This window comes from uncultured Devosia sp., assembly GCF_913055165.1.
In the GTDB taxonomy this organism is placed as follows: domain Bacteria; phylum Pseudomonadota; class Alphaproteobacteria; order Rhizobiales; family Devosiaceae; genus Devosia.
Window position 1 is genome coordinate 17,305 of sequence record NZ_CAJXJS010000004.1, and the last position, 13,258, is coordinate 30,562.

14 protein-coding genes and 1 tRNA gene are annotated in these 13,258 nt (G+C 63.4%); 7 read left to right on the forward strand and 8 right to left on the reverse strand.

Features of this window, described 5'->3' with window-relative positions; all coding sequences use genetic code 11:
- Positions 1 to 8 precede the first annotated feature (8 nt).
- Positions 9 to 1,199 (forward strand): NAD(P)/FAD-dependent oxidoreductase, encoded by a 1,191-nt coding sequence (locus QZ564_RS02585; protein ID WP_297104128.1) that lies wholly within the window; start codon positions 9 to 11, stop codon positions 1,197 to 1,199.
- A 7-nt stretch (positions 1,200 to 1,206) separates the two neighbouring features.
- On the opposite strand, the gene QZ564_RS02590 is transcribed toward QZ564_RS02585, so the two are convergent.
- Positions 1,207 to 1,797, reverse strand: a complete 591-nt coding sequence (locus QZ564_RS02590) for an acyloxyacyl hydrolase (RefSeq protein WP_297104130.1) — start codon at positions 1,795 to 1,797, stop codon at positions 1,207 to 1,209.
- Positions 1,798 to 1,960: 163 nt separating this feature from the next.
- Here QZ564_RS02590 and QZ564_RS02595 point away from each other — a divergent pair, with 163 nt between their 5' ends.
- Both QZ564_RS02595 and QZ564_RS02600 read left to right on the forward strand, forming a co-directional pair.
- On the forward strand, positions 1,961 to 2,980 hold the full coding sequence (locus tag QZ564_RS02595; RefSeq protein ID WP_297104132.1) for an LLM class flavin-dependent oxidoreductase: 1,020 nt from the start codon (positions 1,961 to 1,963) through the stop codon (positions 2,978 to 2,980).
- 67 nt (positions 2,981 to 3,047) lie between these two features.
- Complete coding sequence (locus QZ564_RS02600) at positions 3,048 to 4,259, forward strand: GGDEF domain-containing protein (RefSeq protein ID WP_297104134.1); 1,212 nt, start codon at positions 3,048 to 3,050, stop codon at positions 4,257 to 4,259.
- Here the strand turns inward: QZ564_RS02600 and QZ564_RS02605 are convergent.
- From QZ564_RS02605 to QZ564_RS02615, 3 genes are all read right to left on the reverse strand, one after another.
- Positions 4,249 to 4,527, reverse strand: a complete 279-nt coding sequence (locus QZ564_RS02605; protein WP_297104136.1) for a hypothetical protein — start codon at positions 4,525 to 4,527, stop codon at positions 4,249 to 4,251. The two genes, QZ564_RS02600 and QZ564_RS02605, sit on opposite strands and share 11 nt — an antisense overlap.
- A 74-nt stretch (positions 4,528 to 4,601) precedes the next feature.
- Positions 4,602 to 5,420 (reverse strand): hypothetical protein, encoded by an 819-nt coding sequence (locus QZ564_RS02610; RefSeq protein ID WP_297104138.1) that lies wholly within the window; start codon positions 5,418 to 5,420, stop codon positions 4,602 to 4,604.
- Complete coding sequence (locus QZ564_RS02615; protein ID WP_297104140.1) at positions 5,417 to 6,766, reverse strand: hypothetical protein; 1,350 nt, start codon at positions 6,764 to 6,766, stop codon at positions 5,417 to 5,419. Before QZ564_RS02615 ends, QZ564_RS02610 begins: the two co-directional genes overlap by 4 nt.
- Positions 6,767 to 6,961: 195 nt before the next feature.
- Here QZ564_RS02615 and QZ564_RS02620 point away from each other — a divergent pair, with 195 nt between their 5' ends.
- On the forward strand, positions 6,962 to 7,969 hold the full coding sequence (locus tag QZ564_RS02620) for a Gfo/Idh/MocA family oxidoreductase (protein ID WP_297104142.1): 1,008 nt from the start codon (positions 6,962 to 6,964) through the stop codon (positions 7,967 to 7,969).
- Here the strand turns inward: QZ564_RS02620 and QZ564_RS02625 are convergent.
- Complete coding sequence (locus QZ564_RS02625; protein ID WP_297104144.1) at positions 7,966 to 8,520, reverse strand: TetR/AcrR family transcriptional regulator; 555 nt, start codon at positions 8,518 to 8,520, stop codon at positions 7,966 to 7,968. The two genes, QZ564_RS02620 and QZ564_RS02625, sit on opposite strands and share 4 nt — an antisense overlap.
- Positions 8,521 to 8,600: 80 nt before the next feature.
- Here QZ564_RS02625 and QZ564_RS02630 point away from each other — a divergent pair, with 80 nt between their 5' ends.
- The 3 genes from QZ564_RS02630 to QZ564_RS02640 all read left to right on the forward strand — a co-directional run bounded on the left by QZ564_RS02630 (position 8,601) and on the right by QZ564_RS02640 (position 10,472).
- Positions 8,601 to 9,635 (forward strand): NAD-dependent epimerase/dehydratase family protein, encoded by a 1,035-nt coding sequence (locus QZ564_RS02630; protein ID WP_297104146.1) that lies wholly within the window; start codon positions 8,601 to 8,603, stop codon positions 9,633 to 9,635.
- Positions 9,636 to 9,696: 61 nt separating this feature from the next.
- Positions 9,697 to 9,772 (forward strand) — tRNA-Ala (locus tag QZ564_RS02635).
- Positions 9,773 to 10,031: 259 nt separating this feature from the next.
- Positions 10,032 to 10,472, forward strand: a complete 441-nt coding sequence (locus tag QZ564_RS02640; protein WP_297104147.1) for a hypothetical protein — start codon at positions 10,032 to 10,034, stop codon at positions 10,470 to 10,472.
- Between the two features lie 180 nt (positions 10,473 to 10,652).
- On the opposite strand, the gene QZ564_RS02645 is transcribed toward QZ564_RS02640, so the two are convergent.
- From QZ564_RS02645 to QZ564_RS02655, 3 genes are all read right to left on the reverse strand, one after another.
- Positions 10,653 to 11,480 (reverse strand): type IV toxin-antitoxin system AbiEi family antitoxin, encoded by an 828-nt coding sequence (locus tag QZ564_RS02645; RefSeq protein ID WP_297104149.1) that lies wholly within the window; start codon positions 11,478 to 11,480, stop codon positions 10,653 to 10,655.
- Between the two features lie 229 nt (positions 11,481 to 11,709).
- Complete coding sequence (locus tag QZ564_RS02650) at positions 11,710 to 12,006, reverse strand: DUF6634 family protein (RefSeq protein WP_297104154.1); 297 nt, start codon at positions 12,004 to 12,006, stop codon at positions 11,710 to 11,712.
- A gap of 39 nt (positions 12,007 to 12,045) precedes the next feature.
- Positions 12,046 to 13,002 carry a hypothetical protein gene (locus QZ564_RS02655; protein WP_297104155.1) on the reverse strand — a complete coding sequence of 319 codons (957 nt, stop codon included), beginning with the start codon at positions 13,000 to 13,002 and terminating at the stop codon, positions 12,046 to 12,048.
- Positions 13,003 to 13,258 lie beyond the last annotated feature (256 nt).

Consider the following 13,258-nt stretch of genomic DNA (forward strand, 5'->3'; position numbering starts at 1 on the left):
GGAACACTATGCCCGATTTCGACGTGATCATTCTGGGTGCCGGGGCTGCCGGCATGATGGCGGGCATCGAGGCCGGCAAGCGCGGTCGCAGGGTGCTGGTGGTCGACCATGCGCGCGACCCGGGCGAGAAGATCCGCATTTCCGGCGGCGGGCGCTGCAATTTCACCAATATCAACGCGACCCACCAGCTGGGGCGCGAGCGCTTCCTCAGCGCCAATCCGCGCTTCGCCCTGTCGGCCCTCTCCCGCTACACGCCGGACATGTTCATCGCCCGGGTGAAAAAACAGGGCATCGCCTTTCACGAAAAGACCCTTGGGCAATTGTTCTGCGATGGCCCCGCCACCCAGATCGTCGCCATGCTGACCAATGATCTGCGCGCCGCCGGCGCGGCAATCTGGACCGGGCGGCAGGTGGGCAGCATCGAAAGGATTGACGAGGGTTTTGACGTGATGGTGGGTGATGGCCGGGTCACGGCCTCCAGCCTGGTTGTCGCCACTGGCGGCAAATCCATCCCCAAGATGGGGGCAACGGGCCTGGCCTATGACATTGCCCGCCAGTTCGGCCTCAAGATCACCGAAACCCGCCCCGCCCTGGTGCCGCTGACCTTCGAACCCGGTGCGCTGGAACAATTGAAACCGCTGGCCGGTGTCTCGACCAACGCCATTGTCGGCCATGGCAAAACCCGCTTCGAAGAGGCGCTGCTCTTCACCCATCGCGGACTATCTGGTCCGGCTATCCTGCAGATTTCTTCCTATTGGCGCGAAGGCGACACTATTTCGGTCGATCTCCTGCCCGGCGAAGATGCGCTCGAGCTGCTCAAATCCGCGCGCCGGGCCACGCCCAAGCTCCACATCCAGACCGTGCTCAGCGAAAAGCTGCCCCGGCGCCTGGCGCAATTGCTGGGCGAGATGATCGGCCAGCCCGGCATGATCGGCGACCTTTCGGACAAGAAACTTCTTGCCGCCGCCGAACAGGTGTCACGCTGGACCCTCAAGCCGGTCGGGTCGGAAGGCTACCGCACGGCCGAAGTCACGCTAGGCGGTATCGACACGACCGGGCTGGACGCCAAGACCATGATGGCGCGCGACGTGCCGGGCCTCTATTTCGTGGGCGAAGCGGTGGATGTCACCGGCTGGCTCGGCGGCTACAATTTCCAGTGGGCCTGGGCCTCAGGTTGGGCTGCGGGCCAGGCCGCATGAACCCAGGCTAGAACTTCCAGCCTAGCCTGAGGCCGAAATTGGACAGGCCGTCATTGGCCACGCACCAGCCATTATTGGAGGTGTGTTCATAGGTCAGGGTCGCCGTGGCGTTTTCGCTCACATGTATACCCACGCCCCAGCGTTCATAGAAATTGACCCGGCAGCCGAAATTCTGCCGGCCGGGTGCGGCCCCGGTCAGCACCCCGTCATGAATGGCCGCGCCCAGACCGGCCTCGAGATAGATCGGCGTGTCGAAGACCGGCAATTGCCAGGTCAGGTTGGCGTGCACCAGGCTGTCCCGCCCGGTCATGCTGATGGTCGTGCCGATCTCGGGACGAGGCGAGCCGATCCAGCGGAAGACATCGACATCGGGCGAAGTGAAGAGCACGTCGAAACTGACATCCTCAACCCCGTTCAGCTTCCACTCATTGACCAGGAAAGGCAGCGCAGCGTGATGCACCCTGTGGGCATGCAGGCCGATACGCAATTCGTCGACCACGCCGGCCAGCGGATGGGGATCGAGCAAGTTCTGTGCAGCGGCCGGCGCCATCGGCAGGCTCGCAAGGCCTCCCAAGATCAGGCCGATCCACTTCAACATCGATACTCTCCCGCAACAGGCCCTTATTGGGCCATCGACCCGCAGGCGAGTCAATCGCGCCCGCAGGGACCGGATCAAAAATGACAAAAACATTGACCAAACCTTGACGGGCAAGGGGTTCATCGTGATCTACCGATAAAAGACCTTGTCCGAGAACCTTTTGATGCCCGCCCCTTTCAGCCTTTCATTGCAGGACCTCGCCCCTATTGCCCAGGGCACAAACACCCAACAAGCCATGGCCGAAACCGTGCTGCTGGCGCAGGAGGCTGACCGGCTCGGCTATACGCGGCTTTGGTATGCCGAGCATCACGGCATGCCCTCGATCGCCTCTTCGGTGCCCGAGATCCTGATCGGCAGTGCGGCGGCCGCGACCCGAAATATTCGCATTGGCTCGGGCGGCGTCATGCTGCTCAACCATGCGCCATTGCGTATTGCCGAGGCCTACCGCACCCTTGCGGCGCTGCATCCGGAGCGGATCGATCTCGGGATCGGCCGGGCACCGGGCGGTGACGGCTATGCCATGCGCGCACTCAAGAGTGGCGGCGGGGAGGAGTTTTCGGCCTATCTGGCCGAACTCATGGCCTTCGACGAGGACGGCTTTCCGCCCGACCATCCCTTCTCCCGAGTGCCGGTTTCACCCGGCGGCATCACCCTGCCGCCCAAATGGCTCCTGGGCTCCTCGGGGGCCAGTGCACAGGCAGCCGGGCAGCTTGGCTTCGGCTATGCATTTGCGGCTCATTTCAGCCACACCCCGGCCGCACCCGCCTTTGCCGCCTATCGCCAGGCGTTCGCGCCGTCCAGGGACTTCCCTGCACCCAGGACCATTCTCTGCCTTTCGGCCATCTGCGCCCCGAGCGAAGAGGAGGCAAAGTTCCTGGCCACCTCGCAGGCGGTGAGCTGGGCCCTGTTCGTCACCGGCGAGCAGCGCCAGCTGATGCCACCCGAAGAAGCCGCCGCCCGCGCTCTTTCGCCGCAGCAGCAACAGGTGATCGAACATCAATCACCGCTCTGGCTGGTCGGCGACCCTGAACAGCTAGCCGAGGCGATCACCGAAAAGGCCCATGCCGCCGGGGCCGACGAGGTGATGATCACCACCACCATCCACGACTACGCCCTGCGCCGTCGCTCCTTCGCCCTTCTCGCCGAGGCCCTTGGCGTGGCACCCGGACCGGCCGGTCGCTAGCTGGGCGTTAACGTCTCAGCGAGCCGGGGCCGCTAGACTGGAAGGGTAGTGAAACGGATCGGCATTCATGAGCGCAGCGGCCTTTGTGCTGGCCATAAACCTGTTCATCGCAGGGATTTTCGCCACCGCCTTCGGTGTCGTGGCGGCCTATCAGCGCTCGGCGCTGGGGGCGCGCTGGCTGGCGCTTGCCTATAGCTTTGGGGTGCTCAATGTCGTGCTCGAGTTCATCCTGCCCTATCAGGATGATCACCGTTTGGTGAGCTTCGGCATCTTCGCGGTGTTTCTGCTGGCGCTGGCCGGCTGCGTCATAGGCCTGGCGCAGCACTACCGGGTCAGGCCGCCCTGGCTCTTGCAGGGCCTGGCCGTGGCTGCATCTCTGCTGTTGAACCTGACCATTCTGGACATGCCGCGCGCCAGCTTTGTCCGCAACATGCTCTATCAGGGTCCTTATGCCCTGGTGCAGGCCATCGGCCTGGGCGTGATTCTGGCAAACAGGCGCAAGGCTGCGCTCGACTGGGTGCTGTTCGCCATCTATCTGGTCTCGTCCCTGCATTTCCTGGCCAAGCCGTTCCTCGCCGTCGCGATCGGCTCGGGCCAGGCGCCGCAGGCCTATATCAGCTCCACCTATGCCGCCGTCTCCCAGACCCTGGGTGCGGTATTGCTGATCGCCAATGGGCTGATGATGCTGCTGATTATCGTGCGCGACGTCATGGCCGACATGACGGCCCGCTCGGAAACCGACACGCTCTCGGGCCTCCTCAACCGCAGGGGCTTTGAGGATCGCGGCGACCGCGCCCTCGTCCTGGCGGCCCGCTCGGGGGTACCAGCCGTGATGATCGTCGCCGATCTCGACCATTTCAAGCAGATCAACGACACCCATGGCCACGCCGCCGGGGACGCGGTCATTGCCGCTTTCGCGGAAATCCTGCGCGATTGCGCGGTGCCGCAGGCCGTGCTGGGGCGTTTGGGCGGCGAGGAATTCGCCGCCTTCATCCCCGGCGCCAACCTCTCGACCGGCAAGCTCTATGCCGAAACCGTCCGGCTCAATTTCCGCAATCTGCCGACGGACGATACCGGGCTTTCGACCCCCGCGACTGCCTCATTCGGCGTCGCCCAATTCATGCCCTATGACCACCTCTCCGACCTGCTGCGCCGGGCAGACGCTGCGCTCTACCAGGCCAAGAGCGATGGCCGCGACTGTGTCCGCATGGCATCCGCGGACGCCTCTGGTCAGCCGCGGTCCGAAAGGCCTACCGAAAACCGCCGGCTCAGTTCATAGCCTGGCGCGACACCAGTTCGCAGTCACCGGTCGCATCGACCTTGAGGGCCAGGTTCTGCCGGTCCAGCTCCGCCAGCCAGGCCGTCCAAGAACACGGGCTCATGCCGATATCTTCACGGCCTTCGTTCTGATGCGAAAACCGCAGCTTGAGCTGGGCGCGCTCATCCCCGAAACGGTCGCGCACCCGGGCGATCGCCGGCCGGCCGCTGCGATCTGTGACCCAATTCTGAATGTCCCGATGCCGCGTGAGCATATGGGCTTGCTTCATGGTGTGGCCTCCTCGCCTTTTCTTGGTCTAACGCGCGGAACAGCCCGGTCCTCCTCCGGTTCCGCTCCACAACATCAATTCTCCGCCCATTGCGTGACGAGCCGATAACGCTCGAGCTCTTCGGGCGAAAAATAGTAAAGCCGGTCGGGCGGCGTCTCGAGCGCATGCAGCCACATCGCCGGGTCTACGCCGGCCTCGGTCAGGCGCCGGGTGATTGCCGCCGTAGCCGTCTGCGCGTCAGCCATGGCCACGCCTGCAACGCTCAACGCATCCACAGGCGAGGCGTTAAGCGCCGCCGCATAGATCTGGTGCACGCCTATGGCCGCCTCACGTCCTGCCTCCCGGACCTGGCCCGAGGCAAAAACAATCGGACAGGAGGATGCACAAAGCGCACCATCCGGCACTCGCGTATGAAGTCCTTTCTCCCCAATCAGGCGCCCCATTTCGAGGGCATCGTCCACTGCGCCGCCGGGGGAATCCAGCAGCACGGTTGACACATATTCGCCCCTTGTATCGATCTCGTGTTCAAATCTTTTTGCCGCGCCCGGATCAATGGTGCCGGTGAGCCGCAACACCCCGCCGCCTTCCAGCTCGATTCGCAGGGGCTCATCCAGAAGTTCCGGCGGCGTCGTCAGGGCGGGACGCGGCCGCCCGCCACCATCCTGGGTGCTCGTCGGCGGCAATATGGGTTGCGGCGTATAGGTTAGCGCGGCGGGGGCATTGGCGCTCAGCTCACGAAAATCGACATAGAGCACGCCGATCGTGCCGGCCAGCAGCGCGAAAAAGGCAAAGCGCAGAATGGCGCCATCTTCGATCTTCGCCAATCCGCTTAGTAGATGCCGGTAGAACGGCCCCGCATCGGTCGCCGGGCGCGCATTGGCCTCTGTCTTCATGCCGGGCGCGGCCCCTCGCCGCGCTTACGCTGCGCCGCGTCAATGGGCGTCACGGTCCCCTCTTCGTCACCTGCCGCTTCGTCTGGCCCCTGCGCCGCCGGCCGCTCCTCGATTTCCTCGATCTGCGGCGTGAGCGCTGCCGCTGCCTCGGCGGCGCCCTCGGCTTCCATACGCTTGTAGAGCGCCATGGCCCGCAGCATTTCGGCCGCCGTTATGGTCTCGGCTTCCTTGAGCGTCTCGGCCTCGCGCCGCATGGCATCGTTGACGATCATTAGCACCAGCACCAGCACCACGGGCAGCAGGTCTATCGAAATGGCGCCCGCCCAGGAGGGGATGAAATCGCCCCAGTAGCGGATCACCGCCTCTGCGGAGGACAGGGGCACAAAGCGTCGTTGCGCGACGCTGGGCGTGGCCAGAATTTCGTCGGCCGCCGCCACCAGAGCCGCCGACTGGGCATCCACCGAGCTCTGGACTGTCGCCATCACCTGGTTCTGTCGCACAGCCAGATCGCCCACCCGGCCATCGGCCACCGGGGCGATGAAACCCGCGGAGAGATCGGTAGCGGCGCGCCGCACCGAAGCGGCCACGTCGGTCTGCTGCAGGGCGGCAATGACGGCCGAGAGCTGCACCGCCTCGGCCTGGAAAGCGTCCGAGCGCGGCTCGATCTGCCCCGGCGTCGACACCAGCTCGCGCATGCTGGCCAAGCGCTCCGAACCCTGGGCGAACAGCGTCGAAACCTCTTCGCGCGATCCGGAGATGGTGCCGGCCAGTTGCGTCATCTGCGTGCTCATCTGGGTGAGCAATTGCACCACGCTGCCCGAGCCCTGCGTTCCGGTGAGGGCGCCGCTCTCCCGCTCATCCTGAGCCAGGGCGGCAAACCGGGCGGCGGCGCGCTCGACATCGGGCAGCAGGCTCTGGCTGGCCAAAGCATTGGCATGGGCCTGATCCAGATCTTCCGCATAGCCCTGGAGCGTGACAGCCATATGCTGTTCGAGAGCCGCAGAGCCGGCCAGGGCCGCGGCATTGAGCCAGGAGCTCATGGCGATGATCATCACCGAGCCGGCCAGCATGGTAACGAACAAGCCGATCCGTTGCACACCGCTGACCACCAGCGGAATGAACCGCATCATATAGGTCCAGAAGGCGTAAATCGCGACCGAGACGGCCGCCGAATAGATGATGGCGGCAAAAAAGACAAAGCTCGCCGAACCATCGAGCAGGCCTCTCACCCCCAGATAGGTATAGACGCCGGAGGCCAGCGCCAGCACCGCCAGGGCAAACCGGCTCATGGTCTCCACCCCGCGTGCGGTTTCGTGGAGGCGGAAGGCATTGGGCTTGAGCTGCATGAATGGCCCCGGCAAGCTGTCGGCCCGCCACCGGGCCCTTAAGACCAGGTTAACACAGCTCGTTTGGCAGAACCGAGGCAGCCGACGCCAAGGTTAACGCAGGCATGATGACATTCCGGTGAGACTTTCTGCGCGCCGACACTTGCCCGAACCGCCCTGAGGAGCGTACGTCAGACACAGGCAGAGGAGCATTTCATGACCAAGACCGTTCGTTGGGGCATCCTGTCCACCGCCAATATCGGGATGGAGAAGGTAACGCCCGCCATCCAGGCTTCGCCCAGTTCCCAGGTGCTGGCGATCGCCTCTCGCGATGCCGCCAAGGCCCGGGCCGCGGCTGACCGCCTCGGCATTGAGCGGGCCTATGGCTCCTATGAAGACCTGTTTGCCGACCCCGACATCGACGCCATCTACAATCCGCTACCCAACCATTTACATGTGCCCATGACCCTGGCAGCGGCGCGCGCCGGCAAGCACGTGTTATGCGAAAAACCGATCGCCCTCTCGGCGACCGAGGCCGAGCAATTGCGCGCCATTCCCAAGGACATTGTCTTCATGGAAGCCTTCATGGTGCGCTTCCATCCGCAATGGCAGCGGGTTCGCGAGATCATCCGCTCGGGCGAATTGGGTGACATTCGCTCCATCAACGCCGTCTTCACCTATCACAATGTCGACCCCGCCAATGTGCGCAACCAGGCCGATATCGGCGGCGGCGGCATCATGGATATCGGCTGCTATCCCGTCACCGCGGGGCGCTATTTCTTCGAGAGCGAGCCCAGCCGCGTCGTTTCCCTGGTAGAACGGGACCCCGATTTCGGCACCGACCGTCTCGCCAGCGTCATGGCCGATTTCGGCGGTGGCCGGCAATTGAGCTTTACCTGTTCCACCCAGGCCGCGCCGCACCAGCGCGTGCAAGTCTTCGGGACCCGGGCCAAGGCCGAGATCATCATCCCCTTCAACGCCCCCGCAAATATGCCGACTGCCATCACCATCGATGTCAGTGGCACTGTCGACGGCGCGCTCGCCCGGCGCGAAATCCTGCCCGCCTGCGACCAATATTCCGAACAGGCGGAGGCCTTTGCCCAGGCGGTTCTGGGCAACACGCCCCTGCCCTATGGCGTTGAAGATGCGATCAAGACGATGCGGGTGATCGACGCGATCTTTGAGAGCGAAAAGGTGGGGGCCTGGGCGTCGGTCGCGCGCTAGGAGAGCTCTGGCCCCAGCAAGCGGCGCGCCACCAGTACAAGGTCTTCAGCCAGCGTCTCGGCGGCAATCGATTTCTGCGCCACGCCATAGCTGGCGTCCAGCACCAGCCGCGCCAGCCTGGCGGGATCTGCGACCCCTGCGGCGGCCAATTCCGTCGTGACCCGTTCCCGCACGGTGCGGTCCGATGCGGCAAAGAGCGCCGAGCCGAGGCGATGTGCCGAGAATAGTTCTTCGGTATGGGCCGAGCCGGCCAGTGCTTCGGCAATCACGCCGAACTCTGCTGCCAGCGCCGCTCCGATGCGGTCGACCAGTGGCCCCGGCGCGGCCAGGCCCGCCTCGAAGCGCACCAGCTTTTCGGCGATCAGCTGCTCCAGAATGGCCAGGAAAATTGCGTCCTTGTCGGAGAACTCCGCATAAAGCGTGGCCTTGGCCATGCGCGCTGCCTTGGCGATCGCCTCCATGGTGGTCGCCCGCAAGCCCTGGTGCAGGAACAGCTCCTGCGCCGCATCGAGGATGCGCGCTCGCTTTTCCGAGTGCCTGTCAGTGCTCATCGCAAATATGTGTACCCATCGATATTGAACGAATTGAACGATCAACGTATATATCGTTCAATTCATCAGGAGGCCATCCCATGTCCGCAAACGCCCAAGTCCATGACCGCGTCCTGCTCACCGGCATATCCGGATTTCTCGGCGGTCACCTTGCTTTGGCCCTGCTCAAGGCCGGTTATAGCGTGCGCGGCAGCCTGCGCAACATCGGCAAGGCCGAGGCGGTGCGGGACACGCTACGCCGCGCCGGCACCGACATCTCCCGGCTCGAATTCGTCGAACTCGACCTCATGTCCGACAAGGGCTGGGACAAGGCTATGGACGGCGTGCGCTATCTCCAGCACACCGCCTCGCCCTTTGTCATCGACCTGCCCGAGGACAAGATGGAACTCATTCGCCCCGCCGTCGAAGGGACCGAGCGGGCGCTCAATGCGGCCCTCAAGGCCAGCGTCGAGCGGATCGTATTGACCTCATCCATGGCAGCGATCGCCTATGGCCATGACAAATCGCGGACGAGGCCGTTCACCGAGGCGGACTGGACAAACCTGAATGGCCGCGGCGTCAACGCCTATATCGAATCCAAGACCCTGGCAGAACAGCGTGCCTGGGAGATCATGCGGGAGGCTGGCCGTGAAAACGACCTCGCCACCATCAATCCCAGCGCCATTCTGGGGCCGCTGCTCGACGAGGACCCGGGCACATCCGCCCTGATGGTCAAGCGCCTGCTGGACGGCTCGGTCCCGGCGCTGCCGCGCATGCCCTTCGTCATTGTCGATGTCCGCGATATTGCCGAGGCCCACCTCAAGGCCATGACCGCCCCCAATGCCGGCGGACGCCGCTTCCCCATGGGTGAAAGGTCCATGCTGATGGGGGAAGTTGCCGAAATCGTCCGCAAGACAGCCCCGAACCGCAAGGTGCCGCGCCTGCCCATGCCCGATTGGGCTGTCCGCGTCTATGCCCTGTTCGACCGGGACGTGCGCGGCATTCTCAACGAATTGGGGGTGCTGAAATCACTCGATTCGCGCAGTGCCGTCGCCCTTCTGGGCCGGCCTTTGATCGCGGCCGATCGCGCCATCGCCGATACCACAACGGCCCTGATCGAAAGGCGTATCGTCTAGCCAGCCCGCCGCGCCCCCCCTTGCCCTTGGCGCCAATATTGTCCATATACCGGCGTGGTGAGGGGCTGTAGCTCAGTTGGGAGAGCGCGTCGTTCGCAATGACGAGGTCAGCGGTTCGATCCCGCTCAGCTCCACCATTTTTTCCGACACGGCAAAAACTTCGCAAAATCAGTGCGTTAAGTCGGCGTTGATTCGCAACTCGTACCCCATTTCGTACCCCGGCTCCGTACCCCATAGAATAGAGCCAATAATCCTTGCCCGCAGTATTCCCCCGCAGGCTTCGACTCGATCGCTTGTCGCCCAAGTGGCAGCCGGACCATTTCGGCCCCGGTCGCAAGGTTTCTGATTTTCATGGAGTGGCCCTATCCTTCGGTCATCGACAATCGGAGACCGAAAATGAACGCGACAAGGACAAACCGAAAATTCCAACTGGTGGTCAACGCCCAGTGCTCGATGCCCTGGCCGATCTTTGCGGTCGGACCGGTGGTACTGATCGCGGCGACCCTCTCTGCCGCTGCACTGACCGCGTCGGCCTTGGTGGGCGGCTGGACGGCAGCTCATCTGGTACTTTTTGCGGCCGTACCCTGCGCGATCGCCCTCCTGGCGGGTTTGGATAGCCATCGGCGCGCCCAACTGCAGCGTCTGACAACCGTGGGCGTAGCGGGCATGGCTCTGGCGGCACCGCTCATCGCCCCGCACCTGTCCTCACCGGAATTGCAGGCCCTCTGGTTCCTGTTGTTCAATGGGGTGAACGGGCTAGCGCTGGCGGCCTATTGGCCGCAACGGTCCGACGTGCGGACGCATCGCCCGTGGCCCGAAGTCCTGGGCCGTCGGTGAGAATAATCCAGATTAGTATAATCCAATCATACTGATCTACCTGCTGTCGCCTCTGCCCGCCGGAGATATCGCCCACATCAGAATATGACAGAGCCGGGAAAACCCTGGCGATCCCGATGCGAAGAGCCAGCCCAATTTGGCACTCGCATCTTCTTTCACACAGGGCGGCGTTTCGCCCGCTTAGCCCGTTCGAGGAGAAAATTCCTGGGCTTCATCGTCTAGCTCCAAAGGTCGACGAACGACGACCTTCCATCGATCATCCCGCGTCTCCGAGCCAGCCTGAGGGGTCGCGACGAAGGTATCCAGCTTGACGCGACGACTACCGCCTGCGATCGCCTTGTCGACCTCATTCGCCAATTCGGCAGCACCCACTTGGTCCAGGACATACCCCAGCCTCTGAAGCGTCGGTGTGGGAATGACACCTCTCAGGCCGGCAAGCGCCGAGCTTTCGATCTGTTCAACCAGGTTTCCGATCACCGAGGCCGCGGCGTCGATCGAGCCCGACGCCCGTGGGTAGCGCAGTAAATCTGCCGCCGTAAGCGCCGCGGAAGACACGCTGAAGAAGCCGGCGTCCGTTTGCTTGCGCTCGATCAACTCGTCAGGCGGCATGGTGCCATTATAGAAGAAGTCGATAACCCCGCGACCGTAAGGGATGGAAGGCATTCGCTTCGACGAAACGACCTGGAAAGCCATCACCGCCTGATGGGCGGCGCCGTGCAGTTCGGCCGCCTTCAGCAGCCCCACATAATACGGGGCGCCCTCGTGCGCCATGAGGTCATCGATCACCTGCGTTGCCGGTGGCGCTCCGTAGGCCATGTCCTGAGGGGGGACGACGACGTAGAATCCTCGTCGAGGCCGAAGGAGGCGTCCTCTGCTGATGGCGCGCTGCGACGCATCCTCGAAGGCGGAAGGGGTCATCCCCAGCAGGGAGGATACCTCATCCTTCGAGAACGTCAGGCGCCCGATGGAAAGGAGGCGCAGCAGCTTATCTGGCAGTTGCCCGACCATTTCATGTTTGAAAGTACGAGGTCAATGCGGAATTTTCAACATGAAATGATTCCCCATCTGCGCCGATTGGCCCCCTGCGCGTGCCAGGCAGACAACACGGGTGGTAAGACCCGGTGGAGTGGATCGTCTGGGAGCACGCCGAATGAAGAAGGAACGCCTTTCCGGAAGGGCCACGAACCACGTGTGGCACCACCCAACCCACCTGAAGCTGCTACCTAGCAGCCTGTCCTCACCGCTCGGAAGAGTTGAGGGGGTCGCCCAGCCTATATAGGCGACTGACCGTTCGTGCCCAGCGGCGGTTCGGCTCGATGTACAGCACGACGCTGGTCCAGCACCATCCGTCCACCAGTTTGGGATGCCCGCTCACAAAGCCGCCCAGTCGATAAAATCCCCCGGACGCCTCTCCCAGAACCCAGCCAGTCAGCAATGGAGCGCCAGACAGTTCGGCATCGGTCGGCAGTTCGCCGTCTCTCAGTTTCATGGCCGCGTACAGGCCGGCCATTACCGCTTCCTTCGTCAAGCTCATGGTGTCCTCGATGAAAAATGCACCCGCGACCCGGGCGCCTTAGTTGATACTCCAGCGAGCAGCGACATGGGTCCGACCGGCCGTGACCATCTTGATCAGCGAAGCCGCGGTCCTCCCTGCAACCGGCACCCTGGTGATGCCGATATCTGAGTTGCCAACGACTCTCGCCAATTCAAGAAACCGCCTGTGTGTCGAACGATAGCGCTGGCCGACGCTGATGGTGGTGTGCGTGTAGACGCTGGAACCAGGGTGCAGGACAATGGAACCGTCTCGCACGGTGGCCAAGGCGGCAATCCTGCCGTCCGCATACCGCAATCGAGACCCGATCTCGAACCGGCGAAAGACGGTCGGCTCGCGGGCCAGGTCGATCAACAAAGCGGGGCCGACCACTTCATCAGCGGGCCCCGGAACGGAGGTCGGGGCCATTGGCCACTCTTTTGCATCCACCGGCAGGGGACGGAAATCCGCATCGCCATCCAGAACACGCTCACCCAAAAAAATCAGGTCGAGGATAGTGTGCAGGGTTCTGGTCAGCGCAGCGCGCCGGGCAAGATCCAGGCGAAGATGGCTTTCGCGATCGAACATGGTGCTGGCCAAAACATTGCCCTCGGCGATCCAGGCGTGCGCGAAAGCCGTTTCAAGGTTTTTGCGCTCTTCGGCGGTCCACTCGCGGTCGGCACAGAATGCCGCAACGATACGTGCCGGAAGCACGACGGGCGCGGCCCTATGCCGGCGGAGGCGATCGATGACCTTTCCTTCGCCGATGCGTGCAATAGTTCCGCTGGGGTCCTCAACGCGATAAATGCCATGCAGTGACAGCCACGGCGCGAGCCTTGGATCTTCGATTGCACAAGCCGGGGCAATGACGACTGCTGTCGTGCGATCCGCAGACACAAGCGTAATTCCATGGACCGGAATGCGGTGTGGCACGTGCAAGAACACACCGTCGGCATTGACGAGATGCGTCGCGGTCAGTCCCAGGTGATCGACAATCACAATTCGCTCCTCCCTGCCGATGATCCGTGATGCGCGGCGACATCATTAGGATGCGGAATGGATAGAGGAGCCCAGTTGAGACGACCACGGGAAGGTTTGTGCTCGTTCTGCAGAATTGCCGAGCGGTCGCACAAAACGGACCCGCGCGGAGTTCTCGTCTGCTCTGAGGCGTCACTCGCAGCTATAGGCAATGGCCGGCGAGCAAACCTGTGGAGCCGGAAAGCTGGGAAGCACTCGACAATCCTGGCGCTGCGAC

Excerpts from the sequence above, each read along its gene's own strand:
- QZ564_RS02620 (WP_297104142.1), top strand. The coding sequence starts at position 6,962 with ATGACCAAGACCGTTCGTTGGGGCATCCTGTCCACCGCCAATATCGGG.
- QZ564_RS02640 (WP_297104147.1), top strand. The coding sequence starts at position 10,032 with ATGAACGCGACAAGGACAAACCGAAAATTCCAACTGGTGGTCAACGCC.
- QZ564_RS02650 (WP_297104154.1), bottom strand. The coding sequence starts at position 12,006 with ATGAGCTTGACGAAGGAAGCGGTAATGGCCGGCCTGTACGCGGCCATG.
- QZ564_RS02630 (WP_297104146.1), top strand. The coding sequence starts at position 8,601 with ATGTCCGCAAACGCCCAAGTCCATGACCGCGTCCTGCTCACCGGCATA.
- QZ564_RS02600 (WP_297104134.1), top strand. The coding sequence starts at position 3,048 with ATGAGCGCAGCGGCCTTTGTGCTGGCCATAAACCTGTTCATCGCAGGG.
- QZ564_RS02590 (WP_297104130.1), bottom strand. The coding sequence starts at position 1,797 with ATGTTGAAGTGGATCGGCCTGATCTTGGGAGGCCTTGCGAGCCTGCCG.
- QZ564_RS02595 (WP_297104132.1), top strand. The coding sequence starts at position 1,961 with ATGCCCGCCCCTTTCAGCCTTTCATTGCAGGACCTCGCCCCTATTGCC.
- QZ564_RS02625 (WP_297104144.1), bottom strand. The coding sequence starts at position 8,520 with ATGAGCACTGACAGGCACTCGGAAAAGCGAGCGCGCATCCTCGATGCG.
- QZ564_RS02585 (WP_297104128.1), top strand. The coding sequence starts at position 9 with ATGCCCGATTTCGACGTGATCATTCTGGGTGCCGGGGCTGCCGGCATG.
- QZ564_RS02645 (WP_297104149.1), bottom strand. The coding sequence starts at position 11,480 with ATGGTCGGGCAACTGCCAGATAAGCTGCTGCGCCTCCTTTCCATCGGG.
- QZ564_RS02610 (WP_297104138.1), bottom strand. The coding sequence starts at position 5,420 with ATGAAGACAGAGGCCAATGCGCGCCCGGCGACCGATGCGGGGCCGTTC.
- QZ564_RS02605 (WP_297104136.1), bottom strand. The coding sequence starts at position 4,527 with ATGAAGCAAGCCCATATGCTCACGCGGCATCGGGACATTCAGAATTGG.
- QZ564_RS02615 (WP_297104140.1), bottom strand. The coding sequence starts at position 6,766 with ATGCAGCTCAAGCCCAATGCCTTCCGCCTCCACGAAACCGCACGCGGG.